28 protein-coding genes are annotated in these 22,353 nt (G+C 54.9%); 9 read left to right on the forward strand and 19 right to left on the reverse strand.

The window, feature by feature from the left end:
• The first annotated feature begins 7 nt into the window (after window positions 1-7).
• Window positions 8-718: a 1-(5-phosphoribosyl)-5-[(5-phosphoribosylamino)methylideneamino]imidazole-4-carboxamide isomerase gene (gene hisA / locus LUQ43_RS02040; RefSeq protein ID WP_299963288.1), complete on the forward strand. Its 711-nt coding sequence runs from the start codon at window positions 8-10 to the stop codon at window positions 716-718.
• On the forward strand, window positions 715-1,296 hold the full coding sequence (hisB, locus tag LUQ43_RS02045) for an imidazoleglycerol-phosphate dehydratase HisB (RefSeq protein ID WP_299963290.1): 582 nt from the start codon (window positions 715-717) through the stop codon (window positions 1,294-1,296). The genes hisA and hisB overlap by 4 nt, the downstream gene beginning before the upstream one ends.
• 5 nt (window positions 1,297-1,301) lie before the next feature.
• Here the strand turns inward: hisB and LUQ43_RS02050 are convergent, their stop codons facing one another.
• From LUQ43_RS02050 to LUQ43_RS02070, 5 genes are all read right to left on the reverse strand, one after another.
• The gene (locus LUQ43_RS02050; RefSeq protein WP_299963292.1) at window positions 1,302-1,808 is read right to left on the reverse strand and encodes a GNAT family N-acetyltransferase; all 507 of its coding nucleotides are present in this window, start codon (window positions 1,806-1,808) and stop codon (window positions 1,302-1,304) included.
• 82 nt (window positions 1,809-1,890) lie between these two features.
• The gene (locus LUQ43_RS02055; RefSeq protein ID WP_299963294.1) at window positions 1,891-2,412 is read right to left on the reverse strand and encodes a MarR family transcriptional regulator; all 522 of its coding nucleotides are present in this window, start codon (window positions 2,410-2,412) and stop codon (window positions 1,891-1,893) included.
• A gap of 102 nt (window positions 2,413-2,514) precedes the next feature.
• Window positions 2,515-2,721: a histone family protein gene (locus tag LUQ43_RS02060; protein ID WP_292544835.1), complete on the reverse strand. Its 207-nt coding sequence runs from the start codon at window positions 2,719-2,721 to the stop codon at window positions 2,515-2,517.
• A gap of 196 nt (window positions 2,722-2,917) precedes the next feature.
• Window positions 2,918-3,682 (reverse strand): methanogenesis marker protein Mmp4/MtxX, encoded by a 765-nt coding sequence (gene mtxX, locus LUQ43_RS02065; RefSeq protein ID WP_299963296.1) that lies wholly within the window; start codon window positions 3,680-3,682, stop codon window positions 2,918-2,920.
• The gene (locus LUQ43_RS02070; RefSeq protein WP_299963298.1) at window positions 3,667-4,716 is read right to left on the reverse strand and encodes a methanogenesis marker 2 protein; all 1,050 of its coding nucleotides are present in this window, start codon (window positions 4,714-4,716) and stop codon (window positions 3,667-3,669) included. The genes mtxX and LUQ43_RS02070 overlap by 16 nt, the downstream gene beginning before the upstream one ends.
• A 72-nt stretch (window positions 4,717-4,788) precedes the next feature.
• Between LUQ43_RS02070 and LUQ43_RS02075 the strand changes: the two genes are divergently transcribed.
• Window positions 4,789-6,246 carry a replication factor C large subunit gene (locus tag LUQ43_RS02075; protein ID WP_299963302.1) on the forward strand — a complete coding sequence of 486 codons (1,458 nt, stop codon included), beginning with the start codon at window positions 4,789-4,791 and terminating at the stop codon, window positions 6,244-6,246.
• Here the strand turns inward: LUQ43_RS02075 and LUQ43_RS02080 are convergent.
• On the reverse strand, window positions 6,223-6,642 hold the full coding sequence (locus LUQ43_RS02080; RefSeq protein WP_299963304.1) for a UPF0146 family protein: 420 nt from the start codon (window positions 6,640-6,642) through the stop codon (window positions 6,223-6,225). The two genes, LUQ43_RS02075 and LUQ43_RS02080, sit on opposite strands and share 24 nt — an antisense overlap.
• A 17-nt stretch (window positions 6,643-6,659) precedes the next feature.
• Between LUQ43_RS02080 and LUQ43_RS02085 the strand changes: the two genes are divergently transcribed.
• Entirely contained in the window at window positions 6,660-7,199 is a 540-nt protein-coding gene (locus tag LUQ43_RS02085) for an archaemetzincin family Zn-dependent metalloprotease (RefSeq protein WP_299963306.1), read from the forward strand.
• A 168-nt stretch (window positions 7,200-7,367) separates the two neighbouring features.
• Here the strand turns inward: LUQ43_RS02085 and LUQ43_RS02090 are convergent, their stop codons facing one another.
• Together LUQ43_RS02090 and LUQ43_RS02095 are read right to left on the reverse strand one after the other, a co-directional pair.
• The gene (locus LUQ43_RS02090; RefSeq protein ID WP_299963308.1) at window positions 7,368-7,937 is read right to left on the reverse strand and encodes a hypothetical protein; all 570 of its coding nucleotides are present in this window, start codon (window positions 7,935-7,937) and stop codon (window positions 7,368-7,370) included.
• Window positions 7,938-8,040: 103 nt separating this feature from the next.
• On the reverse strand, window positions 8,041-8,637 hold the full coding sequence (locus LUQ43_RS02095; protein ID WP_299963310.1) for an RDD family protein: 597 nt from the start codon (window positions 8,635-8,637) through the stop codon (window positions 8,041-8,043).
• A gap of 313 nt (window positions 8,638-8,950) precedes the next feature.
• Here LUQ43_RS02095 and LUQ43_RS02100 point away from each other — a divergent pair, with 313 nt between their 5' ends.
• A complete protein-coding gene (locus LUQ43_RS02100) occupies window positions 8,951-10,066 on the forward strand; it encodes a hypothetical protein (RefSeq protein WP_299963312.1) in 1,116 nt (371 codons plus the stop codon).
• Between the two features lie 11 nt (window positions 10,067-10,077).
• On the opposite strand, the gene LUQ43_RS02105 is transcribed toward LUQ43_RS02100, so the two are convergent.
• From LUQ43_RS02105 to LUQ43_RS02140, 8 genes are all read right to left on the reverse strand, one after another.
• Window positions 10,078-10,263, reverse strand: a complete 186-nt coding sequence (locus LUQ43_RS02105) for a tautomerase family protein (protein ID WP_299963314.1) — start codon at window positions 10,261-10,263, stop codon at window positions 10,078-10,080.
• A 1,087-nt stretch (window positions 10,264-11,350) separates the two neighbouring features.
• Entirely contained in the window at window positions 11,351-12,106 is a 756-nt protein-coding gene (locus tag LUQ43_RS02110; protein WP_299963316.1) for a TetR/AcrR family transcriptional regulator, read from the reverse strand.
• Between the two features lie 49 nt (window positions 12,107-12,155).
• Window positions 12,156-13,112: a class I SAM-dependent methyltransferase gene (locus LUQ43_RS02115; protein WP_299963318.1), complete on the reverse strand. Its 957-nt coding sequence runs from the start codon at window positions 13,110-13,112 to the stop codon at window positions 12,156-12,158.
• Window positions 13,113-13,202: 90 nt separating this feature from the next.
• Window positions 13,203-14,003, reverse strand: coding sequence for an EFR1 family ferrodoxin (locus LUQ43_RS02120; RefSeq protein WP_299963320.1), 801 nt, complete (start codon window positions 14,001-14,003; stop codon window positions 13,203-13,205).
• A gap of 99 nt (window positions 14,004-14,102) precedes the next feature.
• On the reverse strand, window positions 14,103-15,689 hold the full coding sequence (locus LUQ43_RS02125) for an amidohydrolase (RefSeq protein WP_299963322.1): 1,587 nt from the start codon (window positions 15,687-15,689) through the stop codon (window positions 14,103-14,105).
• 28 nt (window positions 15,690-15,717) lie between these two features.
• Complete coding sequence (locus tag LUQ43_RS02130) at window positions 15,718-16,446, reverse strand: isoprenylcysteine carboxylmethyltransferase family protein (RefSeq protein WP_299963324.1); 729 nt, start codon at window positions 16,444-16,446, stop codon at window positions 15,718-15,720.
• A 677-nt stretch (window positions 16,447-17,123) separates the two neighbouring features.
• A complete protein-coding gene (locus LUQ43_RS02135) occupies window positions 17,124-18,560 on the reverse strand; it encodes a condensation domain-containing protein (RefSeq protein ID WP_299963326.1) in 1,437 nt (478 codons plus the stop codon).
• A 673-nt stretch (window positions 18,561-19,233) separates the two neighbouring features.
• On the reverse strand, window positions 19,234-19,416 hold the full coding sequence (locus LUQ43_RS02140) for a hypothetical protein (RefSeq protein ID WP_299963327.1): 183 nt from the start codon (window positions 19,414-19,416) through the stop codon (window positions 19,234-19,236).
• A gap of 256 nt (window positions 19,417-19,672) precedes the next feature.
• Here LUQ43_RS02140 and LUQ43_RS02145 point away from each other — a divergent pair, with 256 nt between their 5' ends.
• The 4 genes from LUQ43_RS02145 to LUQ43_RS02160 are packed head-to-tail and all read left to right on the forward strand — an operon-like array spanning window position 19,673 to window position 20,961.
• Entirely contained in the window at window positions 19,673-19,969 is a 297-nt protein-coding gene (locus LUQ43_RS02145) for a nucleotidyltransferase family protein (protein ID WP_299963329.1), read from the forward strand.
• Window positions 19,962-20,303 carry a DUF86 domain-containing protein gene (locus LUQ43_RS02150; RefSeq protein ID WP_299963331.1) on the forward strand — a complete coding sequence of 114 codons (342 nt, stop codon included), beginning with the start codon at window positions 19,962-19,964 and terminating at the stop codon, window positions 20,301-20,303. The genes LUQ43_RS02145 and LUQ43_RS02150 overlap by 8 nt, the downstream gene beginning before the upstream one ends.
• An 8-nt stretch (window positions 20,304-20,311) precedes the next feature.
• Window positions 20,312-20,614: a type II toxin-antitoxin system HicB family antitoxin gene (locus LUQ43_RS02155; RefSeq protein WP_299963333.1), complete on the forward strand. Its 303-nt coding sequence runs from the start codon at window positions 20,312-20,314 to the stop codon at window positions 20,612-20,614.
• Window positions 20,615-20,619: 5 nt separating this feature from the next.
• Complete coding sequence (locus tag LUQ43_RS02160; RefSeq protein WP_299963335.1) at window positions 20,620-20,961, forward strand: nucleotidyltransferase domain-containing protein; 342 nt, start codon at window positions 20,620-20,622, stop codon at window positions 20,959-20,961.
• A 206-nt stretch (window positions 20,962-21,167) separates the two neighbouring features.
• On the opposite strand, the gene LUQ43_RS02165 is transcribed toward LUQ43_RS02160, so the two are convergent.
• The 3 genes from LUQ43_RS02165 to LUQ43_RS02175 all read right to left on the reverse strand — a co-directional run bounded on the left by LUQ43_RS02165 (window position 21,168) and on the right by LUQ43_RS02175 (window position 22,268).
• Window positions 21,168-21,458, reverse strand: a complete 291-nt coding sequence (locus LUQ43_RS02165) for a type II toxin-antitoxin system RelE/ParE family toxin (protein ID WP_299963337.1) — start codon at window positions 21,456-21,458, stop codon at window positions 21,168-21,170.
• Window positions 21,455-21,655, reverse strand: coding sequence for a hypothetical protein (locus tag LUQ43_RS02170; RefSeq protein WP_299963339.1), 201 nt, complete (start codon window positions 21,653-21,655; stop codon window positions 21,455-21,457). Before LUQ43_RS02170 ends, LUQ43_RS02165 begins: the two co-directional genes overlap by 4 nt.
• Before the next feature lie 241 nt (window positions 21,656-21,896).
• On the reverse strand, window positions 21,897-22,268 hold the full coding sequence (locus tag LUQ43_RS02175) for a hypothetical protein (RefSeq protein ID WP_299963341.1): 372 nt from the start codon (window positions 22,266-22,268) through the stop codon (window positions 21,897-21,899).
• Window positions 22,269-22,353 lie beyond the last annotated feature (85 nt).

A 22,353-nucleotide genomic window follows, 5' to 3' on the forward strand; every position in this document is an offset into this window, starting at 1 on the left:
ATCGCCTATGAAAATTTTTCCCGCTGTTGATATCCTCGGGGGCCGGTGCGTTCAGCTGGTGCAGGGCCGGCGGGAGAGTGCAACGGCGTATGGCGATCCCCTTTCCTGTGCAACCCGGTGGCTGAACGAAGGAGCAGAAGCGCTCCACGTCGTCAATCTCGACGGGGCATTCGGGACCTCATCGAAAAACGCTGAACTTATTGCCGAGGTCATCAAAAAGACCGGTGTCGAGATCGAACTCGGCGGGGGTATCCGGTCAGTCGAGGATGCCCGGCGCTGGCTGGAGACCGGAGTGGATCGTGTCATCATCTCTACCCTTGCCACCCAGGATCCGGACTGTATCCGGACCCTTGCTCAGGAATTCGGGCGTGAACGCGTGATGCCCGGCGTGGATGCAAAAGGCGGGCAGATCGCAGTTCATGGCTGGCAGGAGACCGCGGGCGACTATATCGGCTGGGCCAAACGGTTCGAGGAGCTGGGTGCCGGCTCGCTCCTGTATACCAACGTTGATGTCGAGGGCCTGCAGCAGGGCGTCCGGTTCGAACCGGTGAAGCGGCTGATCGATGCGGTCGGTATCCCGGTTGTCGTGGCCGGTGGCGTGTCGGCCCGTGCCGATGTGGCCGGGCTGCGGGAAGCCGGGGCGGCCGGGGCAGTACTGGGTTCGGCCCTGTACAGCGGGAAGATCAGACTGAAGGATGCACTGGAGGAATGTCTTTGAGAATTGTGGAAGTCAAGCGGGAAACCAGGGAGACGAAGATCGCGATCAACCTCAACCCGGACGGGACCGGGAAGGTATCGGTCAACAGCGGCGTGCCGTTCTTTGACCACATGCTGACCGCACTGGCCCGGCACGGGGGATTCGATCTCACCTGCACGGCCAAAGGCGATCTGGAGGTGGACTGCCACCATACGATTGAAGATATCGGCATCGTGCTCGGAGAGGCGATCAAGCAGGCGATTGGCGACGGTCGGGGCATCAGACGTTTTGCCCATGCCATCATTCCCATGGACGAATCGCTTGGCCAGGTTGCGCTGGACTGCGGGGGCCGGGGATACCTGGTCTGGCACGGTACCTTCGGCAACAAGGTGGTAGGGTCTATTCCGTCGGACATCTTCGAGCACTTCTTCTACTCGCTCTGTACCCATGCCGGGATCACGGCACACATCACCTTTACCGGGAAGAACGATCACCACCAGTGCGAGGCAGCGTTCAAGGCGTTCGGTATCGCCCTGGGAGAAGCCCTGGCAATCAGCGGGGACAAGCTGGCTGTCCGGAGCACGAAGGGGAAGTTCTGATCGTTTCAGATGAACTTCTGCATCCAGACGGTATCGAACGTAACTCCTTTTTTCATCCCGACTTTTACAAACCTGCCACACTCGGAAAAACCGTGACGGGCATGGAACCGGATACTGCCCTCGTTCAGCGATGATATACTGGCAAGGATCGTGGTGATACCCTGTGTTTTTCCTGCGGTTTCAAGATATCCGAGCATCTCTGTCCCCAGTCCTTTTCCCGTCCAGTCAGGCCGGATGAAATACGTGATCTCGGCAGTATGCCGGAATGCCGGCATCGGGTTATGGGCGCGGAGCATGCCGAATCCCGCAATCGTTCCCGTGGGAAGTTTAGCCACAACAGAGGGATAGTTCCGGCATGAATCCAGAAACAGTGAAAAAAAATCATAAGGAAATTTCTGTTCCGGGTAGGCCGCAAAGCTGTTCTCGATATAATAATTGAAGAGATCGATGATCTCCGTTCTGTTCTCTTCCGTAATCGGGTCGAATCTGTATTCCTGCGGATCTGGTTTCATGGATATTACCTCATGATTGTACGATGTGCAGAAAATAGTTTAGTATCTAAACTATTTATGGGCGAGCCCCGGCCTGCTCCCGTCAAGGTCCTGCCGTTTTATTCTGTACCATCTCCCGGGTGATCCGGTTCCGGGTCTCTTGGCAGTCGTCAAATATCGCTTCCATCTGCACGAGGAACTGCCGGATATTCTCCCGGTCTTTCCCGGCAAGCCCGGCGAATTCCCGGGCAATCCTGTCATTCACCACTGCATGGTACGCCCTGTGCCAGCTGAATGCCTGCATCCCGGTATCCGTAAGCCTGATTAGAATGGTTTTATTGTCGCCCTCAGGACTGATTCGTTCAAGGTACCCTTTCTGCTCAAGTTTCTTTGCGGTTTGGGATATGGCACCCTTGGTGACACCCAGCCGCGAGGCAACCTGGGACATACTGTCACCGGGAAAACGCCCGGCCATGTCAAGTAAGTGGATCTCCGATGTGTAGAGCAGTATGCCGTCCCCGGTATCCACCGGCTCCCGCTCGATCAGGGCAGCCTTGCTGAGGAGTCGCACAAACTGGTCCATGCATGCTTCTGCGGTTATGTCAGACCCGGAAATATTTAGCATCTATACGAATTTATGATCCGGATAGAATAAGATGCCTTCTGATAAAGAGCGCCAGCGTAAAAACCCTGGCCTGATGGGAATGTAAGAGAAAAAAAGAGTTGATCAGTTGGACTTTGCCGCCAGGTCAACGTCTTCTTTCTTGATGGTCTTTCTTCCCGCGTGCTCGGCAAGCTTGTTGGCTTCCTTGGTCAGCTGGGCGATGTACTTCTCTGCCTTTGCAACAAGTGCCTCTGCTGCATCGCTTCCTACGCGTTCGGCTCCGTTCTTCTTTGCAATCCTTACAACTGCGGCGATTGGTAAATCTGCCATGTTTCTTACCTCAAAAGAAATCATCTTGAGATATTTAAATACTTTTTGGGAAATTATTGCAAATTACCCAGCATTATGCTATCAGATGGCATACTGTGCAGGAAGTGAGAATCGGGGTTAGTAATTTCGCAGAATATTTTTTTATTGCATTATTTGCTTTTTTGGGAGGAAAATAAAGGAGAAATGAGGTTTAAAATTATTCCGACAAAGATACAGCCAGCAATAGCGCATTGGCATAATTTGGAGAGGCGCGCGAAGTATCCACGAAAATTCTGCGGATATTTACCACTGGTGCGCCATGGCCGTACCCGTTGCCCAGGAACGTAAGTGTACGGAAGATGAGATTGCCGGAAATCCCGTCCGGTGCAATGATCAGCCCGCATGACTGAATGGCATCTTCGATCAGGATCTCGCAGTGCACCGAGCCGGAGAGCCGGGCCACGAGCTCCGCCTCTGCCATGCTGGCATCCACCTGCGGATGCCGGCCAATGTCCCCCAGCCTTCCCCCGGAGAGTACTCCCGTCTTCTCCGGCAGGCCGAATTTTTTTGCAATGATCTTCCCTTTTTTTATCAGTTCGATCTTTTCCGGAACGGTCCAGCCCTCATCGACTCCCACCGGAGTCAGGAGGAATTTTTTCCCGCCTGAGGTCTCCAGCAGGGCAATACGTTCAAGATGATCGACCCCTTCGGCGATCTTCAGAGCCTTTAAGGTGGAGTTCGAAGGAAGCGTGCCCCGGACAGCGGCATCGATCGTGCCTGCCATGAGATCATCGATCATGGCTTGTTCGGGATTGGCAGATTCCCGGATATGGATGGATTCGGCTGCCGGTTTTATCTTCACAATGCCAGGATGACAATAACAGAAAATCTGGCAGGTGGCACTTACTTGTGTGGCACTTTCGAGAACCTTTTCGGGATCCTCACAAATCCCGATCCCGATCCGTTTCAGCGCTGGCGGCATGCAACATCCTCTTCGGTCAGGTGCATGATCCCGTTCTGCATGAAGTCAAAGACCTGCGTCTCGTTCCCGTCGTACCGTATCCGCAGGGTCTTCTCGTTGTCAACCGTGCCGATCATTTTTGCGGTCATCCCGACCCTGGCAAAGATACTGATGAGTTCCTCCACGTGCTCTTTCCTTGACGTCAGGATAAATCCCATGCCCGGGTACATCTTGACCCACTGCTCGAAGCTCATGTTGTTCTTTGCAAGGTCCGGTTTCGGGATCAGCCCGAGATCGATCTCTGCCCCCTTACCGCTGATCTCCAGCAGCATCCCCAGCGTTCCGATGATCCCGGGATTACTGATGTCTTTTCCCGCAGTTGCGAGATGCTTCTTCCCGATCTCTTCCAGCACGGCGATCTGGGCCCGGACTTCGGCCGCGGATTTCATGGTGACCGAGTCCCAGTTGAGGGCGCAGGACGGGTGGACCCGCCCGTTCAGGTCGATTGCGGCAACAATGCAGTCGCCGTCCTGTGCTTTGTGGCTGTAGATGATGGAGTCGAGCTGCGCCGATCCGAGAATGGAGACGTCGATGACGCTGTAGGGCGCGTCCGGGTGCAGGTGCCCGCCAACGATCGGGACACCGAACTGTGCCGAGGCATCGTGCATCCCCTTCACCACCTGCTCCTGGATCATGCTTTTCGACATGGAGAAGACATCCACCATGGCAATGGGTCGCCCTCCCATGGCCGCGATGTCGTGGATGTTGACGAGCACCGAGCAGTATCCTGCCCAGTAGGGATCCGCTTCCATGAGTTTTGACCAGATACCGTCAGCGGCAAGGAGGAGAGCCTCACCGTTATGCTCGATCACCGCTGCATCTTCCCCAAAGGCGGCCACAACCTGCGGGGCGTCGATCATAAGCGCTTTGACCATATCTCCGATGGCCCGTTTCCTCCTGACGCCCTCATATTCCCTGACCACTTTTGCGATAGATTCTGTGGAGCAGTTGTGGACCACGACATCACCTGAAAAAACAACACCCTGTTTGCACATGGGTTCTTGTGTACTCCTACTTTAGAGACTCATCAGAGATAATTTATTTGATATCCGACCAACGTGTCTAGTATGGACTGGGCAGAGAAATACCGCCCCGCACACCTTGCGGACCTCGTCGGGAACACGACCGCTGTGCGGCAGATCGCGGACTGGGCGAGGAACTGGACCAACAAGTCCCGCCCCCTCCTGATCTACGGTAAGCCCGGTATCGGAAAGACCTCCACGGCATACGCGCTCGCAAATGACATGAACTGGGAGGTCATCGAGCTCAACGCGAGCGACCAGCGGACGGCTGCCGTCATCGAACGGATTGCCGGCGCGGGCAGCGTGACCGCAAGCCTGACCGGGGCCGTGCGCAAGCTGGTTGTGCTCGATGAGGCTGACAACCTCCAGGGCAATTCCGACCGTGGCGGGGCAAAGGCGATCCTTGAATGCATCCGCAATGCCCAACAGCCGATGGTCCTGATCGCAAACGACCTGTACGGCCTCTCCCCGGAGATACGGGCACGCTGCGAACCGGTCCAGTTCAAGGCGGTTCCTGCCCGCTCGATTGCCCCGCGCCTCAGGTATCTCTGCTCTGCCGAGAAGATCACGTGCAGCGATGCTGCGATTCATGCAATCGCCGAGAGTGCGGAAGGCGACATCCGTTCCGCGGTCAACATGCTCTATGCATCGGCTCTCGGGAGGGACAGCCTTGACGATGCGCAGGTCCACACGTCCCAGAAGGATGAGCGCGTCTCCATCTTCTCCCTGGTCTCTGCCCTGTTCGGCAGGACGGGCGACGATGAACTGATGCGGCTCTCGTACGATGTGGATGACACCCCCGAGACCGTCGAGCAGTGGGTTGAGGGCAGCGTCCACCTGATTGCAGATCCTCCCGCCGTTGGCCAGGCATACCGCCACCTTGCGCGGGCGGACGAGTACCTTGGCTATACCTACCGACGCCAGTACCACACGCTCTGGCGTTACGCAACCGCCGTGATGCTGCTTGGCGTTGCAGACGCTGCCGGGGGAAAAGGCATTCATACGCGGATCATGCCCCCGGAGCGCTGGCAGAAGATGTCAACGGCAAAGAAGCAGAAGGCGATCCGCCTTGCCACGCTGAACAAGGTCTCCGGCATGATGCACATCCCGCAGAATACCCTGCGCGAATCCTATCTTGGCACCATCACCCTGCTCGTTGAACAGGATCCCGCCGGGTATGCCCGCGATCTCTTGTTCGATGCAGACCAGCTCAACTTCTTCCTCAATGACCGGGCACGGTCAGCAGAGATCATCCGGGCTCTCGTGCAGGAAGAGAAGGACCGGGAGAAAGAGCAGAAGAAGGAGGCAGCGCAGCAGAAAAAAACCCGGAAGGAACCTAAGGAATCAAAGAAAGAGGTCCCCGTGGATGAGCCCCCTGCAAAAGTTCCTGACGAATCGCAGACGGTAATTCCGCAGGCAGTTCCCGAATCACCCCCGCCGGAAACCCCCGAGACCAAAAAGACGCCGTCGCAGTCCCAGTCAACCCTGTTTGACGGTTTCTGATCCCCGCACGTACCGGTGGAGACGCACCCCGCAGTCGATACTCTCCCCCCCATTGCCGTAGATCTCGAATCCCAGGTGGTACACCACGAGATCGCACCCGATGCGCCGGGCCAGATCCATGAGCGGCGGGATCATCTCGATGGCCGGCCGGATGGAATAGATCACATCTGCCCCAGTATAGAGCGACAGGTCCGGTTCAAAGATATCATCGACTGTAAAAACAATTCCCCCGGGTATGTCGAGTGGCCTGATATCCGTACACCGGACAGGAATCCCGGCAGCATGGAGGATCGCCGCCGCGCCCGGGTTTCTCCCAACGCCAACTTCGACGGGACTCGCGTAATGGCCGGCAATATACCTGCCGACGCTCGTCTCAATATGTTTATAGGATTCCATTCCAACAGAATATAGCGATGCATGTCCATATTTTTTGGGATGCCTCATCTCCCGTCGGTCTCCAGATGCCGGTCTCCCGTTTAATCTCATCAATTCTTCGCGTTCCGACCACGGTGTCGGAGAATCATGTCCGCATGATGGGATATGTCCCGGAGCGGAAACAGATCGATGCACAGGCGCTGCTGGATGGAATCCAGGCCTATAAGTACCGGCATGGGATTGATGATCCCGTGCTCCTCGTTGTCCAGCAGGATCTCTTCAGGAACGGGAACAGTTTTGTCTTCGGTCTCGCCCGGGAGCAGGTGGGTGCAGCAGTGGTCTCGTCTGCCCGGCTCAGCAACGAGTATTACGGCCGGTATGGCAGTGACGACGACCTGATCGACCGGATCACCAAGGAGGGAGCCCACGAGATCGGGCACCTGCTGGGCCTGGGTCACTGCGAGAATCCGGAATGCATCATGTTCAGGCCTAATACACTGGATGAACTCGATCGCAAGAAGAAGATGCTCTGCCCGGCATGCGAGGCACAGCTTGACGGGATCACTCCCGCGCAGTAACCGGCGCTCTTTTTACCCGCAGTCACTCTTTTGTACCTGTTCCGGGAACAGCAATAATCCCGTACCTGGCTTCCGGTGCTCCCTGGTACGGGGGATCGGACGCCTGAAATCCCGCGGGAGATCACCCGGCAAATGGAAAAATACCTGTGCCTATCCGGTAACAACGGGTTATTCAGATGGGATCACAATGATCTCCATATGGCTGATCTTCTCGTAGATCTTCTTTTTTTTGATGATAGGCCAGAGTTCGTACAGGAGGACCGTGACCGGTTCCCACATCGCAGCCCATCCGATGATGAGGAGTGAATCGGCAATAATCTGGGAGACGAGGTGGCTGCTGCCCAGGATGGCTGAGACGAGCTGCCGGAGGATCATGGCGATGGCGACAAAGACGAGACCGATGAGGAGTGCCCATCTCCCGTACCGGAACCGTGCGCGGAATATCTGGTCCTGCTCCATCACACGGTACTGGAAATGGGACCGGATCGCCTGGGGGAGGGTCTTTGCATCGTAATCGAAGGCACTCTCGCCATGCATGTAGATGTTGAGCAGGAACGGGGTTTTCAGGGGAAAATCATCGACAATATCAACGATATAGTGTTCCGCGTTCGCATCGAGTTCCTTCTCGTGGAACGGGGCGTGGTCGAAGGTGTTGAAGATCTGCTTGACAGAAGAGAGATCGATCTCTATCAGAACCTTCCCGTCAACTTTCCGGTACAGGGATTCGATCTCGGCCATGTGTTGCCTTTGAGATCCATTACTCTCCTGATTGCCTATAAACCCCGCTCATTGATGCAGAAGATAAAAAAGAAAAAGGGAACCGGAAAACCCGGGTCCGGGTTCATTCCTTGTCTTTCACGTACTGGATCCCGGCGGGTTCCTTGTAATCGGTCTTGATAACGATGGTATTGGATAACCGGTTGAACATCCTGAGCTTGGTTCCGGGCATCGCGAGCCAGCCGATGAGGCAGTCCAGCGGGAGGAGAAGGACGAATGCCTTGCCAAAACTTTCGAGCGCGGCGGACGTATACCGGATCTTTGTGCCGTCGCGGTTGACGACTTTTAAGTTCATCACCATCTTGCCGATAGACTGGCCTCTTCCCTGGAATCCTTCCATGATCGTCCAGTACGCGAAGAAGATCAGGCTCTGGAATCCGAATTCGAACGGCTCCCAGTACCGGAAATCGATATACAGGGGGATCTCCCACCCGGTCGAGGCAAAGATGCCGCGGACAATGTTGAGGAAGAGGATGACCATGCAGAAATCGATGATCCATGCCCAGAACCGTGTGGTCCACTTGGCAAGATACAGCGTCCGGCCCCGCTCATCCTTTACCGCGTCGGGTTCCGTTGATGCCACCGGGGCGGGGACTGGTGGTGTTACCAGGTCGCCTGCCTGCTCTGCAACAGGTCCTGGGACTGGTGATTCGTCAGCCATTTCGGTATATCTGTTGGCCGTTGGTATGAATGAAGTTTACTCTTTATCGTATGAGCCCGGTTATGCCCGACGGCATTATGGCCTGAAGTCTGCGCCGGACAGCTGCCGGTTCTGCTCCCGTTTGCCGGAGTTCTGGATTCCGGGAACGCCCGATAAACTATTTCTCCTCGGCTCAATAACGTTAGAAACAGAAGCTATCAATGCGTGAGCGGAGTGAACACCTGATATGACCGATCCCGTTATTACCGAACATACCGGATCCCGTCACGGGCCCGTTGTACGCTCTTACCAGTATGGTAACGGCGGAGTTCGTGTGCTTGATGCAAAAAAGGTTATCCGGCGGCAGTATCTCTTCGACCCCTCATCGGACATGATGACGGAATGCGACCCGGCTAATCCGGGCCGTATCCTCCGGCGATTTGTCTTTGACAATTATGGCATGGTAGAGGAGGTCTTCGCATTCGGCCAGCCGCCCCGGACCTTCCGGTACGAGGATGGCGGGAACCGGATCGCCGTCCGGGAAGGCGGGGATTACGGCGCAGTCGGGAAACTCTTCACGTTTGAGGAGAACGGGGTATCGGAGACCGGCTGGGGTCGCAACGGCGAGATCGAACGGGTTTTTGTTTTTGAGAGGGGTAATGACACGATCACGGAGCGGGCCGGGGGGTGGTTCGGGGATGTGGAGCGGGTCATTGTCTTTGAGCGGATCAATGCCTCGGTCTTCCGCGAGCCCGAGTCATTTCTCCAGTTCCTGATGTTCACGGAATGGAGCGAGAGTGACCGCGAGGCACATATCAACGAGGAAGTGGCAAAGATCCGTGGCGGGAAACCGGCATCTTCCGGCGGAAGCCCGTATGCGTATACCGGCAATCGTTCCGCGTCGCAGAATGCCGGCGGGCAGGCACCCCGCATGCCAGCCCGTGCGTCCCGGAATGATACGGATAACGGGAGCATTGATTTCATCCAGGATGCCGATGCACCGGCACAGGCTGCTCCAGCGGGCCCCATGTCAAGACGGAGTGCCAGTATCCCTGTTGAGGAACGCCGGCAGCAGCGTGACCGTGACGTCCAGGACCGGTACACGAATGTGAGAAGCGCCGAGATCGATCTCCAGGATCGCTTCGAACGAGCCCGCAGCGGGCGGGGCGAGTTGTCGAAAGGGAAAAGCGTTGAGATCCCGATCCAGGAACGCTTTGAACACGCCCGGGGGGAACGTGAGCCCCTCTCCCGGGGTAAAAGTGTTGAGATCCCTCTTGAGGAACGGTTTGGCGAGGCACATGCCGACCGCGAACCACTCTCCCGGGGGAAGAGTGTCGAGATCCCGCTCGAAGAACGGTTTGAGAATGCCCGCAGCGATCGCAAGAAACTCTCCCAGGGCCGGAGCGCTGAGATCCCATACGATGAACGGCGGGGCGGCAGGGACCGGTAAAAAAGGGGAGATTATTCGTCACAGCGGAGTCTTCCGCCCTTGGCGATATCCTCGAGTTCCTTTTCTTCAAAAAAGATCGTGACGAGCTCTTTTTTGAAGCCGGCTACGCTGACCAGCGTCTCGGTAAATTCCTTTGCGATCCGGCGTTTCTGTTCGGTCGAGAGGCCTTTTTTGCTTTTCAGGATAATGACGGGCATGGTAATACCTTGTCCGGATATTGGGCCGGATGCAGGTAACGACTTTGCGGTTCTTGTGGTCCCGTGCACTACCCTTTCTAATCCGTGCTTTCCGGAAACACGACAGGTATCTTTCAGCAAAAAAATCCTGAGACCCTTCTCCTCAAAAAATATTTTCCGGTTTTCGTTTTGCAAATCCAAAATTATTTTCTCATTCTCTTTCGCGTAAGAAAATTTACGGCACGATCACGAATGGTCCGGAAAATCTTTTGCGCATGAACAAGTCCGGTGCCAGATGTGAAATGCATAATCGTACGCCGGTCGTGGGGGTTCAGAAAACCCCGGTTACCGGTGACCGGAGACCATGGATCCCGGAGATGCCTGATGGGGTTTCATGGACAGGATGTACCTCGGATCGTGTCTCCGTCGGAGAACACCGTGGCCCGGAGTCGTACAGGACATACCCTTTACACATGATCACTCTCCTTCGGAGAACCCCGGGAAGTATGGCTGCCGGCCCCTACGGACCGACATAGTTTTGTGAAAAACGACACTATTGTTTTACGAAACGCTGATTTTGTGCTCTGATTGGGGGAAATCCCTATAAACCGTGCCCGAAAAAGCAGTAAACAGCAGAGTTACAGCGGCCGATAGGTTTAAGATCGCTCCAGGAGGGTGGAAAATGAAAAGAACCCCTGTTTTCCGGATCGGGTTTACGTCGGAGAGGCGCCGGGCCACGTCGGAGGAAAAAGGAGTTTTTGTGCTGATGGGGCGGTGCATGGGGGATGGCGGTGCCGGGTGGTATGCGAACAGGGCCCGGCGCCGGCATTTTTTTATTCGTGGCCGTGATGATCGGAAAAATTTCCGGTGCGATCATTGTTGGCCCGGATTTTTTCTCTCTGATCTGATCGTTGGATCTGTCTCGCAGCTTCCGGGTCGGACGCGTGTTGTGGGGCCGGACCTTTTTATGGACCGAGCCTTACCGCAAACCCGGACCTGATGATTCCTGTTTTCCGGAATCCAGGACTCTTCATCTTCAGTACCTGGTGACAGGATTGCTCTGAACCCCCATTGATCGTTTCTTTCCAGACGTACACCTGGCCCAATATCATTTTTTGCGGGGATTTTCAGCAGATCGTTTCTTTTTTGGAGACTCGATCGTCACCGGGTCCATGCAGAAAAAGAGCGACGCAAACGGGTTTAACCCACCGTCATACCGGAAGAGCTGGGGTTTCTCACCGGTCGAGATCGCCGGCGTGATGAACCGGAAGAATTCCTTCGAGAACTGCTCGTAACTGAACCCCTCCGCCTCGATCACCTGTTTCCACTTGTCTTCCATGGACAGGATGCCCATGAAGGATATCATCAGGTACATCGAGATCAGGAACGGGTCGAGATCGGCCCGGATCGTGCCATCATCGATGCCCTCCTGGACAGCATCCCGCAGGATCATCCGGCACGTGCCATACCCTTTTCCGATCTCTGCCGTGCACGGGTTCTCTTTGGAAAAACGTTCCGTCCCGTAAAAGTGGATCAGTCGCTGGTAATCCGGGTGTTCCTGCGAAAACCGGTAATATGCCTGGCCCAGCAGGGCTACCTTGACAACGCCCGGGACCTGTGTCTCCATACATTCCATGTATTTTTTCTGCAGGATCCAGATGCCCCGGAGCACAATAGCCGCGAAAAGTGTTTCCTTATTTTTAAAATAGAGATAGAGGGTGGCCTTGTTCAGCTCGACCTCGCAGGCGATCTCATCCATGGAAACATCCTCGTACCCCCGGGAGAAAAAGAGCCGTTCGGCTGCATCGAGGATCTCTTTCTTCCGCTGCTCCTTTTCCCGTATTTTTCTTTCAGAGATTCCCATCATGCCCTCCTGCTAACCTCTGTTTATACTATAACCGGGAGTTGAACAATTAAAGGATTTGGCCGGCACAGCCCGGTTTTCTCTCGTATGTTTCCGCATGGCAGAACCTGAGCAGCCCCGTTGTCTCCATCCCCCTGGCATTTTCCGGGAACAGCTCGCGGAGATATTCCCGGTTCGAGACGTTTCTGATGATCCGGTACCCGAACTCTGAAAGGAATGCCTCGGCCCCTTCCTTTGGCATCCCGAACAGGAACGGTTCCCCAACTGCTGCAACGTGGCGCCGGATATTCTGTGCGATCGCGGAAGGATGGATCCCGTCCACTACGGACTGGTCGAGGTAATCGAACAAGATACTGCTTCCGGGCTCTGCCTTGCATGCGTTCTCCCAAAGCAGGTCCCGGACCCGAGGCGGGGGGAGGTAGTAGAGGAGCCCTTCCATGATAACCACCGCCCTTTGCGTGCGATCAAATCCGGCACCAATAAGAGCGGTAAAAATGCTGCTGGTCGAAAGATCGAGCGGGAGATATGTGACATGGGAGGGCAGCGAACCGAAGATCTGTACAACCATTGCCTTTTTTACGTCCTGGAGTTCCGCCCGATCGATTTCAAAAACCCGGGCCTGCCGGATCCCTTCGATGCGGTACGCCCGCGAGTCGTAACCGGCTCCGAGGATGATAACCTGCCGGATTCCCCCTGCAATCTCTTTTCTGACAGTATCGTCAAAGAATCGGACCCGCGATGCAATCGAGTTCCGCTGCCCGGGAAATTCCTGGTCGTAGGCAGCCCGGTCCGCTTCCCGTTGCTCAGGTGGTATGTCCCTGAAATGTGCGAGGATTTCCGGCCGGATAAACCGGACCGCGTACGGATCATAACAGATCCGCTCATCCTTGGGCTTTGCGGATTCTGTTGCCCGGATCAGGGCCACGCCTTCGGCGGTCACGCTGCCGGCACTGCGCTTTTTTATGGACGATTCGTAATACTCCATGGTTTTATCTGGTTGCTTCATTGCATATTCCTTATATCCGTTGATGATTGTTCCACAGGATACCGACAATGCCGATGATTTTCTGGAAATGCACCCCCTCTTTGCACTTCATTACAAAAAGAATACCGGCTCCTTTCGCTCTTTATACAGGGTACTCAGACGCACTGCGGCATCCCTGACCAGGCCGGGTTTCATGGTTCTCGCATGGTGGGGACAGTGCCTGATGCAGGCACAACAGGTAATGCATGTTTCCGTGTCGATTGCCCTGCTGTTTTCCGGATCGATGGCTCCGACTGGACACCCTTCTGCGCAAATCCCACATTGCACGCACTCATTACCCACCGCAATAAAATCAACCGTCCACAGTTTCGAGTCACCCCGGTAGGGATGGCAGCCGGGTATTGTTACATCAGGGATCTTGTCGGATGATGAAACGGACCGGAGTTTTTCCTGAATTTTTTGCCCGAACAATTCTGCGTGTTCCAGATCCCTTGCATCCGGACGGCCTTCGGCTGTGGGTGTCTCAGCGTTCGAGAAGGAGTGTTCCCCGATATATGCTGCACCGGCGATCGGTTTACATCCACACGATTTCAAAATATCTTTCAGCTCGAGCAGGGCATCGTCAAACATCCGATTGCCATACACGACAACGCAGACTGCAGGTGTATTATGCGCGTGTATCGCCTGCAGCCATTCCATCAAAAGTGCCGGCACTCTTCCCATATACACGGGCACTGCAACAACAAGCAGGTCACGTTCCGATGCCTGTAATGGCTGCTTTCTCGCATCGGGCCGGGTGATATCGATACATTCCCCATTGCTGTGATTGATTCCGCGTGCAATCCCCTGAACAACTGCTTTTGTTGTTCCCGTTGGTGAAAAATAAACGAGTTTCAGTGACTGAATTTTCATCGGCTTTTCTCCTTGGATCTCTAGATTTTATACCGGTTATAATCGTAATTCAATTCTCTGTTGACGGTTCATGCCGGGCCCTGCCTGCACGGTACGGTTTCAGGCCCGGTAGACCTGCTTGCCGTTCCGCCATGTTTCAGCCACCCGGGGCGGATGAGCCGGATCGAGTTCTCCTTCAAGGATCACAAGATCGGCAACGAGCCCTTCTTTGAGCATGCCCCGTTCGTTCTCCTGCCCGCCGGCCCAGGCCCCGCCTGCCGTGTATATCCGGAGCCACTCTTCAAACGGGAGAACCTGTTCGGGGAAGATGGTTCTGCCATCACCGGCGCTCATGGTCGCGCCCATCACCGAGCATTTGATCGGATCACGGGCATCCATGAATCCGCCCGGATCATCGCTGCTCGCTGAAACCACAACGCCGGCACGGGAAAGGTCTCCGTAGGCAAACCATTTCGCTTCTTCAACCGGGGCACGCTTCATCTTCTCCCCCCGTATGAGAAACTGGGGCTGGATCGAGACACACCCTTTCAGGTCTGCAAGCCGCTGGATCTGGCTGTCTGACAGGAGGGTGACGTGTTCAAGCCGGGGCCGGAGGATTACGCCAGCGGGAACTCCTTTCGCTGCCTGTTCATAGGCATCGAGTACGGCATCCGTTGTCACGTTCCCGAACGAGTGGACACAGGTCTGGAACCCGAGCCGGGTTGCCGTGCATAATGCATCGGTGAAATCATCCCGGTAGTTCCCGCTGCGGAATACCTGGCCCCGCATCTTCATGGCAAACGCGACGGTCTCTGCGGTTGCACCATCCGCAAAGAGTTTCACCGGGCCGGTACGGAGCTGCTCGTCACCCGTGCCGGTCACCGGACCGGAGAGTCGTGCCCCGACATCGTTGTCGAGCACGCTGCTGCCGTGCGGCATCATCAGGATCGAGACGGGCAGCCTCCCCTCAGCAGAGAGAAGGTGGTACGCGGCCTCTGCTGACGGGGTGACACCGGGGTCTTGGATCGCAGTGATCCCCAGCGGCAGCAGTTCCCGTGCCCGGGCCTCGATGAGATCGGCATGTCGCCTTGTATCTACTGCCATGATCTCTTTGAAGACCGGGGCCTGGGCCTGCTCGATCAGGATGCCGTTGGGAACTCCCTCCGGGTTGCGCCGGATGATCCCGCAGCGGGGGTCCGGTGTTGACGGCCCGATGCCGAGGTGGTCCAGTGCCCGAGTGTTTACCACGCTCTTGTGGAACGTGGTCTGGATGAGGACTACCGGGCGATCCGGGTAGCGGACGTCGAGGTCTTCTCGTGTGAGGTCAATACCATCGGTCTGCGCATCATACCAGCCAAACCCGACAAGCCAGCCAGTGCCGGGATTTTTTTTCGCGTGCTCATCCAGTGCTGCAAAGACTGCATCCTGTGTTGTGAGGGCGATGAGGTTTGCCCATTCCGGGAAGAAGCAGGCAAAGGAGGAGAGGTGGTTATGGGAATCGATGAACGCCGGGATCAAGGTCCGGTCTGCAAGGTCATGTACTTTAATTCCCGGAAAATCCCGGAGGAGGGACTCCTCCCCCGCCCCGACGATTCTGCCCCCCTGGATGACATCCGTCTTTGCGGTTGGTTTTTCGGGGTCCATGGTCAGGATTTTTCCGTTCGTGAATGCGATTGCCGGTTCTGTTGTATGGTTTTTTGTTGTCATGGTTATGCTCCTGTTTTGGATCCTCATCTTACCAGATCCCGGGCACCAGCCGGTACCGGACCTGCCGGGTGAATTCCCGGTATCCGGGGAGTTCTGCCTGGAGTGTTGCATCCTCCCGGGAGGTGCGGATGACGATGATCCCGGCCGTGATGATGGCAGGAATGATCGCGAGGATTGATCCCAGGATGACCGGCTGGGCAAGCACGATGATGAAAAAACCGGCATACCCGGGGTGCCGGACGAACCGGTACGGTCCACCGGTAATAACCGTGTGCCCCTTCTCCTCCTGGACCCGGACAACGAGCGAGAAGAAGCGGTTGGTGATCATTGCCCAGGAGAAGAGGCAGTACCCGAGGATGAACAGGACAAATGCCCCGGCCTGAACCGGTAACGTGATCTGATCAGTCCAGCCAAACCGGAAATCGAGACCGGCAACAAGGAATGGCAGAAGCCCGACAAGGTTCAGGAGCCGGACCAGCTGCGCATCCCAGTCTTTTGCCCCTGCCTGCTTTTTAGTACGCTCCATAACGAGATCCGTACTGCAGGTAAGGGAGACTACAACTACTGCTATAAAGACCGGAAGGAGAATCAGCCATGCAGCAGGCCAGAAAATTGTTCCTGCGGAAATGAAGAGGACGGCGCCCATGATGATTATGGGGAAAAGTCCAAAGAGGATCCCCCGGAGCCGGAGCTGGCGTTCATGGGGGATATCCAGCGGTTCCGGGGTTCTGCCTGAATCAGGATGTATAAACGTCATTTTTTCTCACAACTCAGTACTAACCTTTGGTTAAATTATAACTATCGGTTACTTTGTAACTAAAAGTATCAATGAAGAAAGAGCCATAAAAGTAAGACAGATACTCTGTTAGTGCATTGCCAAAACGGTAATCAGAACCTGAAAGAAATGAAACAGTAATACTCTGTTAATCCCCGATTGATTGAACCTGAAATTTATTCTGGAAATCATACCAGACCTCCTGAAACCGGAGGGGTATTTTGGCCTGACCTGTTTCAACCGGAACGGTGGTGCAGATATTTCAGATTATGCTGTGTCCAGGAATGGTTCCCTGCACGGAGGAAGGGGATATTCTGATTAAAAACTCAGATCGGTTCTGGAAGATTACTTCGATATCGTTGAATTCAGGAAAATGAAGTAGCCTCCAGGTTTTTTCCCGGAGGCAGTCTCGCTTCACCGTGATTACTCGTGGTTAAAGGATAACCCCGGATCGTATACAACTAAACGTTAACGTGGAAGGCGGGATTGCTGCATTTTCTGGTTATCTGTGCCAGCGAGAAATTCCATCACCGGTGTCACCAGCTGTTTTGGATGCATCCGGGCAATCCGATGGTCCCCGTCGGTATGGATCAGCCGGGCAACGTCAATCCCCCTCGCAGGTCCATTTATAATGGAGAGATGTGCGGGTCTCTCCTCGCTCACTCCATTGCCCCGTCATGCACCTTCTCCGCAAAGCCGAGATATTCCAGTGCCCGATTCCGGATCCGGATCAGATGTTCTTCCACAGAGATCCCGTTCTTTGCCGAAGGATCGACAAACGGCAGTGAAAATACCATACGGCCCCCGGCACCGGCCCCGCCCAGGACCAGCGGATTGAGATCGCTTATCCCTGGCAGGAAGATGAGTCGGTCCAGCCGGATACCGCCCGGGGATTCCGGGACATCGATCCTTCCCACATTCGAAGGGACAAAGCCGGGAAGGCCCGCCTCATAATTGCGGGTAAACGCGAAGGCAACATTTCCGGTATCCCTGATGAACCGTTGCAGGGTATCTGTGCGGGTATATGCATCCGGGACTTTATCGACGAACAGGCTGAACGCTGAGAGGGCATCGATAAAGGATGGTTCAAATTCCGGTATGTCGAGACAGGACGGGTCCAGAACCTCGATCCGTGAGTGGATTTTTTTGTGCAGGTCCTTTGCGTTATCCCAGAATGTTTTTTTCACGGAATAAGCAAACGGGAACTTTACCCCGCCATCGCAGAAACAGAAGACATTCCCGATTGGCGGGTTCAACCGCCTCCTTAAGTCAAAGGGAACCATCACCGTCTGCTTTTTTTCTGGAAAACCTCCGGTGATATCAGTATGGGCTGCCAGGCATGCCGCAGAGACTGCCGATCCCACGGTAATCCCCTGGCTCCTGCAGGTTGCAAGAAGGTGAGCGGATTCCTCCGGATCGAACTCCAGGAGGACAAGACCGGGTTTCCGGTTCTCCCAGTAACCACGGTACAGGGCAGCATACTCTTCCGCCCCGAAATGGTACGGGTTCTTTTGCCACTTCCGGTTACCAAGGCTGACAAAGAACCGGGCAATGAGCCCCTGCAGGGATATGCCGGGCTTCACAAGATCAAGGACATCCGGTGGATCCAGCACGCGGACTTCCTGGGCAGGATCCTCATACAGGCAAAAGATGTCCCGGACAAGGTTCGCAAGCGCCATGCCGTCGCAGATGCTGTGGTTGCACAAAATGAGGAGATCGGACACCTCCGGTGACTGGAGGAGCACGAACCTGATGAGCGGTCCCCTTCCGATATCGAAGGGAACCCGAGCCTCTTCTTTCAGTTCGTCAAGCCACTGGTGTTCTGACTCTCTCTCGGCAATCCTCATCGGGACCGGCGGAACACCTTCTGATGAGAACCATGCCTCGTGCCGCTCATCGAACACGACTTTTGCGCGGAGCAACGGGTGTTTCCGGGAGGCAGCATCGAGCGCCTGCCGGAGCCGAATCGTATCAACAGCGCCGGTGATCCGGGCTGCCATGATGATGGTAAATAACGGGCCCATGAAGAAGAGCCGTTCGCACCGGGACATCTTCCGGATACAACCGGGGATACCGGGATTTTTCACGTTTCGCATTTCAGTCTGAGATGGCATTCCGGTTGAGGATTTGACCGGACTGGTTTCTTCCCCGGATGAACCGGGGTTTATTGTTGGTTGCATTTCTGAATCTCGTTTGGTCTGGAATTATTCTCATGAGCGATTCATGGATGTTCATGAGCCCGGGACGGATCAGGCTTCCGGCACTGGCGATTACCCGTTTTTCCGGCGCCGTCAGCACCTGATCACAATGGAGGGTATTTTTCGTGATGAGGGATGCGGGCCGGTCACGAATGACCTCACGTAGCATCCGAAACATGGAGGGGAGGTGCGGGGAACCGGTACGCACGCTGACGTAAACCGGTCCTGTTAATAAAAACCCGCCGGAAGATTACAGCATTACTGGTTACACCATTCTGCCTTCACGTGAACGTGAGGGCATGCTGCTTTCTCCGGGCATGAACATCAGGGAGATATTCCGGTTATGGAACTCCGGTCTCCCGTTGGTTCAGGGTATTAAAACTGCATACCTGATATAGAGCGTGAATCTCCAAATAATCTGCGGTCCGTTTGCCCGAACTTCTTCTCGTACGCCTCGGTAAACCTCAGTGTACGGGTCGGCGGAGGGGTTGGTCCCCTAAGACATTTCGCCGAAGTGCCAGGTAGTTGGATCAGGGGCGGTTGTGTCCCGGCACCGGTCAGGGCCCATCAGTTATGTATGGTGGCAATAAGCATCGTGACAGCCGGAGTTTAACGGAGCTATCTGACCGGCCACCTGATCAGGAGCGATTACCACGAAATACATCACAAGTGCGATGATGGTGGCGATGAGGGCGAGGGCGATCATGAACGTTACAAGTTTTTTTATGGCATCGGGAGACATTGACGCAGACATGGGGAGAACCTTCCGTATAAGTCTTCATTTATCAATGAGGGTATATAAGAATATACTATTTTGAATAAATGGGGGGATTATTTTTTACCTTGACATGAGCGGCGGACCCGGGACTGGATTCGTGCAATTGCCCGGAACCGGGGACACTGAGGAACGATGATGGAGAGGGTAAGGTTCTGGCAACTCACAAAAGATTCCGCAATAGTTCTAAAATATTTATTAATAGTTCGTCGCCCATTTTACCATAGGTACTATTATGAGATCCACCCGGCAGGATATCCTTTCCTCACTGAAAAAACTTAAAGGGGAAGTGGCACGGGAATATTCTGTCAAAAAAATAGGCCTGTTCGGCTCAATCTCCCGGAGCGAAGGGACCGAACAGAGCGATATCGATCTCTTGGTGGAGTTCTCAAAGCCGGTTGGTTTTGTAACATTCATACGGCTTGAAAATTTTCTTTCAGAGCAACTCGGGGAGAGGGTTGATCTCGTGACTTCGGATTCCTTAAAGCCAGTGATCCGCCAGGATGTTCTCGCTGAGGTCATCTATGTCTAAACGCGAGGTGAAACTCTACCTCACGGACATCGATGATTCAATCTCCACGATTCTGTCCTATACCGATGGGATAACGTATGAACAACTGCTCGGCGACCGGAAAACCCGCGAGGCAATCATTCTCAATTTTGTGGTTATCGGTGAAGCGATAAAGAAAATTCCGTCGGAGATTATCGAAAGGTACCCCGACGTCCCCTGGAAAGAATTTGCGGGGATGCGGGACAAGATGGTCCACGGGTATTTCTCGATAAGTCCCATGATTATGTGGGAAACAATCCACCACGATCTGTTACCTCTTGCAACTGCGGTGAAAGAACTACTCCGGCAATGTTAGGGGAATGTATGGAATATTCCGTCCTGATCCACAAGGCTGAGGAAGGCGGGTTCTGGTCTGAAGTGCCAGCCTTGCCCGGCTGTCTTTCGCAAGGGGAGACGGTAGAGGAGACGATCGCAAATACGAAGGAAGCTGCCGAGCTGATCATCTCTTGTCTTAGGGAAGATAACCGCGAGATCCCGGTTGAAGATGAATTCACCGTCCTTCGGATCCGGGTAAGCGACGATTACACCGAAGAGCGCAGGCAGTGGCTCAGCAACGATCTTGATGAAATCTGTGGAGAGATCCAGCAGACGCAGAAAGAGGAGTGAACCTCATGGTTGACGCACAAGTCCTCGAAGTGGTCCTTTTTTTCAGCGCCATCGTGAGGGAAAAGGGTGTTCACATCCACGATCTTATCCTCTTTGGGTCATCAGGCACCGGAATTGCTATTCCGAAAAGCGACATCGACATCGCGATTATTTCGAGCGATTTTGCCGGTAAGGATATTTTTGACCGGGCTCTCATGACGAAAGACGCGGAGATCCAGACCGTCAGGAAATACCGTGTGGCCCTCGATGTGCTCACCCTGACGCCGGAAGAATACCAGGATCCGGCATCGCTTATTGCCGGCACAATCCGGAAAGGAATCATTGTGCCGGTTACTTCATCTGCTTGAGATAATCCGGTACGTGCGTTCATTCCCGGATCTATTTCCTGTCGGTCGCGTGCGGTGGGGCGGGGCCGGGCTTGTGGTGACTGGGCGGACCCGGGACCGGTTAGTATCGAGGCCGTCGTCAATCTCCGGAAACGGGGGCACTGAGGAGCGCCGGTAATGGCGGGCCGGGACAAAAAAATGAGATACCAAAAACCAGCGAGAAAAAATTAATAAAATCCGTATTTTTTATGAGCCTGCTCGATTGGCAGTATCTCCTGGACAATCACCAGTTTTTCCTCTTTATCGATATCGTAAAATGCGGTGTAACTGCGGGAAATGTGAAGCCGGTAAATTACAACCCCGCCTCGTAAAACCAGTTTCTCTTTATCCCCTTTGCTTCCCGGGAATGGATCTTCTTCGAGCCGTTTCAGGGCAGTTTTGATGATCCTTCGTGACTTCTCCGGCAGGCGATTGATCTCATCAGCTAACTCGTGCCAGAGCACAAGGGAAAATGTCAATCCTTAATCTCCGAAAGTGAAACGTACCCTTCTTTCTTACGGCCGCTCCACGTCCTGACATCTTCCTCAAGCCTGCGCCTCTTGCGGTCCTCGATCATCTCTGCCAGGAGATCCGTATAGGTCTGGCCGGCCGCCCGCATCTCGGCAAGGTCCTTCCATACCGGCTCCGTTACCGGTATCCGTTTTACCGCAGACATGATCAGATTGTAAACATTGTAAGTATGAATATTTTTGGCTGGTTTTCTGCGTGTGTTGGGGGTCGGGCTTATGGTGGTTGGGCGGACCTGAGGCCGGTGTAGTACCGGACCCGTTGTCAGGTGCCGGAACATCGGGGTTCCCCGGGTGGAGAGGGGAACTCTTTTTTAGAAAAGGTACCGGAAAAATACGGCAGCAAAATACAGTGCGGAAAAAATAGTTCCGGGAAATTTTTCCCGGCAATCATGCAGGCATTCCACCGGCCGCGAGCGGCTTCCCGTCCCGGTCGATCTCGATCAGTCCGGTGCCGGTGACCAGGAAGAACCGCCATGTCCCGTGTTTCGACCGGAGCCAGAGTTCGGCCGAGATGGCAGCGTCCCGGGCGATGATCCGGAGCTTGTCGATCTCGTCTTTGAAATCCCCGGCAATCTGTTCGATCGCCACGAGGATCTGCGGCGCAAACATAACCCGTGCGAACGTGACCGGGATCTTCGAGATGATGGATATGTCATAGATCCGTTCAGGGCCGAGACCCGACATCTGGAAGACGCCGCGCAGTTGGGCGATGGGCATCGCCGCAGCGAGCGCCCGGTGCGGACGCGGTCCGCGGCTCACCGGAAGCACCTCCCGGTGGTTTTTAAGGTGGTTGCCGGATTTTGTACCGGCGGGGTTTTGGTTTTTCTCATGTGTTGTTACCTCC

The sequence above is a fragment of the Methanoregula sp. genome (genome assembly GCF_028679125.1).
Lineage (GTDB): Archaea > Halobacteriota > Methanomicrobia > Methanomicrobiales > Methanospirillaceae > Methanoregula.

Bases quoted from the DNA above. Each gene is read 5' to 3' on its own strand.
- LUQ43_RS02130 (WP_299963324.1), bottom strand. From the start codon at position 16,446: ATGACGTTTATACATCCTGATTCAGGCAGAACCCCGGAACCGCTGGAT.
- mtxX (WP_299963296.1), bottom strand. From the start codon at position 3,682: ATGCCGCCAGCGCTGAAACGGATCGGGATCGGGATTTGTGAGGATCCC.
- LUQ43_RS02050 (WP_299963292.1), bottom strand. From the start codon at position 1,808: ATGAAACCAGATCCGCAGGAATACAGATTCGACCCGATTACGGAAGAG.
- LUQ43_RS02115 (WP_299963318.1), bottom strand. From the start codon at position 13,112: ATGAAGCAACCAGATAAAACCATGGAGTATTACGAATCGTCCATAAAA.
- LUQ43_RS02085 (WP_299963306.1), top strand. From the start codon at position 6,660: ATGCATGTCCATATTTTTTGGGATGCCTCATCTCCCGTCGGTCTCCAG.
- LUQ43_RS02125 (WP_299963322.1), bottom strand. From the start codon at position 15,689: ATGACAACAAAAAACCATACAACAGAACCGGCAATCGCATTCACGAAC.
- LUQ43_RS02145 (WP_299963329.1), top strand. From the start codon at position 19,673: ATGAGATCCACCCGGCAGGATATCCTTTCCTCACTGAAAAAACTTAAA.
- LUQ43_RS02060 (WP_292544835.1), bottom strand. From the start codon at position 2,721: ATGGCAGATTTACCAATCGCCGCAGTTGTAAGGATTGCAAAGAAGAAC.
- LUQ43_RS02070 (WP_299963298.1), bottom strand. From the start codon at position 4,716: ATGTGCAAACAGGGTGTTGTTTTTTCAGGTGATGTCGTGGTCCACAAC.
- hisA (WP_299963288.1), top strand. From the start codon at position 8: ATGAAAATTTTTCCCGCTGTTGATATCCTCGGGGGCCGGTGCGTTCAG.
- LUQ43_RS02155 (WP_299963333.1), top strand. From the start codon at position 20,312: ATGGAATATTCCGTCCTGATCCACAAGGCTGAGGAAGGCGGGTTCTGG.
- LUQ43_RS02140 (WP_299963327.1), bottom strand. From the start codon at position 19,416: ATGTCTGCGTCAATGTCTCCCGATGCCATAAAAAAACTTGTAACGTTC.
- LUQ43_RS02120 (WP_299963320.1), bottom strand. From the start codon at position 14,003: ATGAAAATTCAGTCACTGAAACTCGTTTATTTTTCACCAACGGGAACA.
- LUQ43_RS02160 (WP_299963335.1), top strand. From the start codon at position 20,620: ATGGTTGACGCACAAGTCCTCGAAGTGGTCCTTTTTTTCAGCGCCATC.
- LUQ43_RS02135 (WP_299963326.1), bottom strand. From the start codon at position 18,560: ATGCGAAACGTGAAAAATCCCGGTATCCCCGGTTGTATCCGGAAGATG.
- LUQ43_RS02055 (WP_299963294.1), bottom strand. From the start codon at position 2,412: ATGCTAAATATTTCCGGGTCTGACATAACCGCAGAAGCATGCATGGAC.
- LUQ43_RS02080 (WP_299963304.1), bottom strand. From the start codon at position 6,642: ATGGAATCCTATAAACATATTGAGACGAGCGTCGGCAGGTATATTGCC.
- LUQ43_RS02105 (WP_299963314.1), bottom strand. From the start codon at position 10,263: ATGCCCGTCATTATCCTGAAAAGCAAAAAAGGCCTCTCGACCGAACAG.
- LUQ43_RS02075 (WP_299963302.1), top strand. From the start codon at position 4,789: ATGGACTGGGCAGAGAAATACCGCCCCGCACACCTTGCGGACCTCGTC.
- LUQ43_RS02095 (WP_299963310.1), bottom strand. From the start codon at position 8,637: ATGGCTGACGAATCACCAGTCCCAGGACCTGTTGCAGAGCAGGCAGGC.
- LUQ43_RS02090 (WP_299963308.1), bottom strand. From the start codon at position 7,937: ATGGCCGAGATCGAATCCCTGTACCGGAAAGTTGACGGGAAGGTTCTG.
- LUQ43_RS02170 (WP_299963339.1), bottom strand. From the start codon at position 21,655: ATGTCTGCGGTAAAACGGATACCGGTAACGGAGCCGGTATGGAAGGAC.
- LUQ43_RS02150 (WP_299963331.1), top strand. From the start codon at position 19,962: ATGTCTAAACGCGAGGTGAAACTCTACCTCACGGACATCGATGATTCA.
- LUQ43_RS02110 (WP_299963316.1), bottom strand. From the start codon at position 12,106: ATGGGAATCTCTGAAAGAAAAATACGGGAAAAGGAGCAGCGGAAGAAA.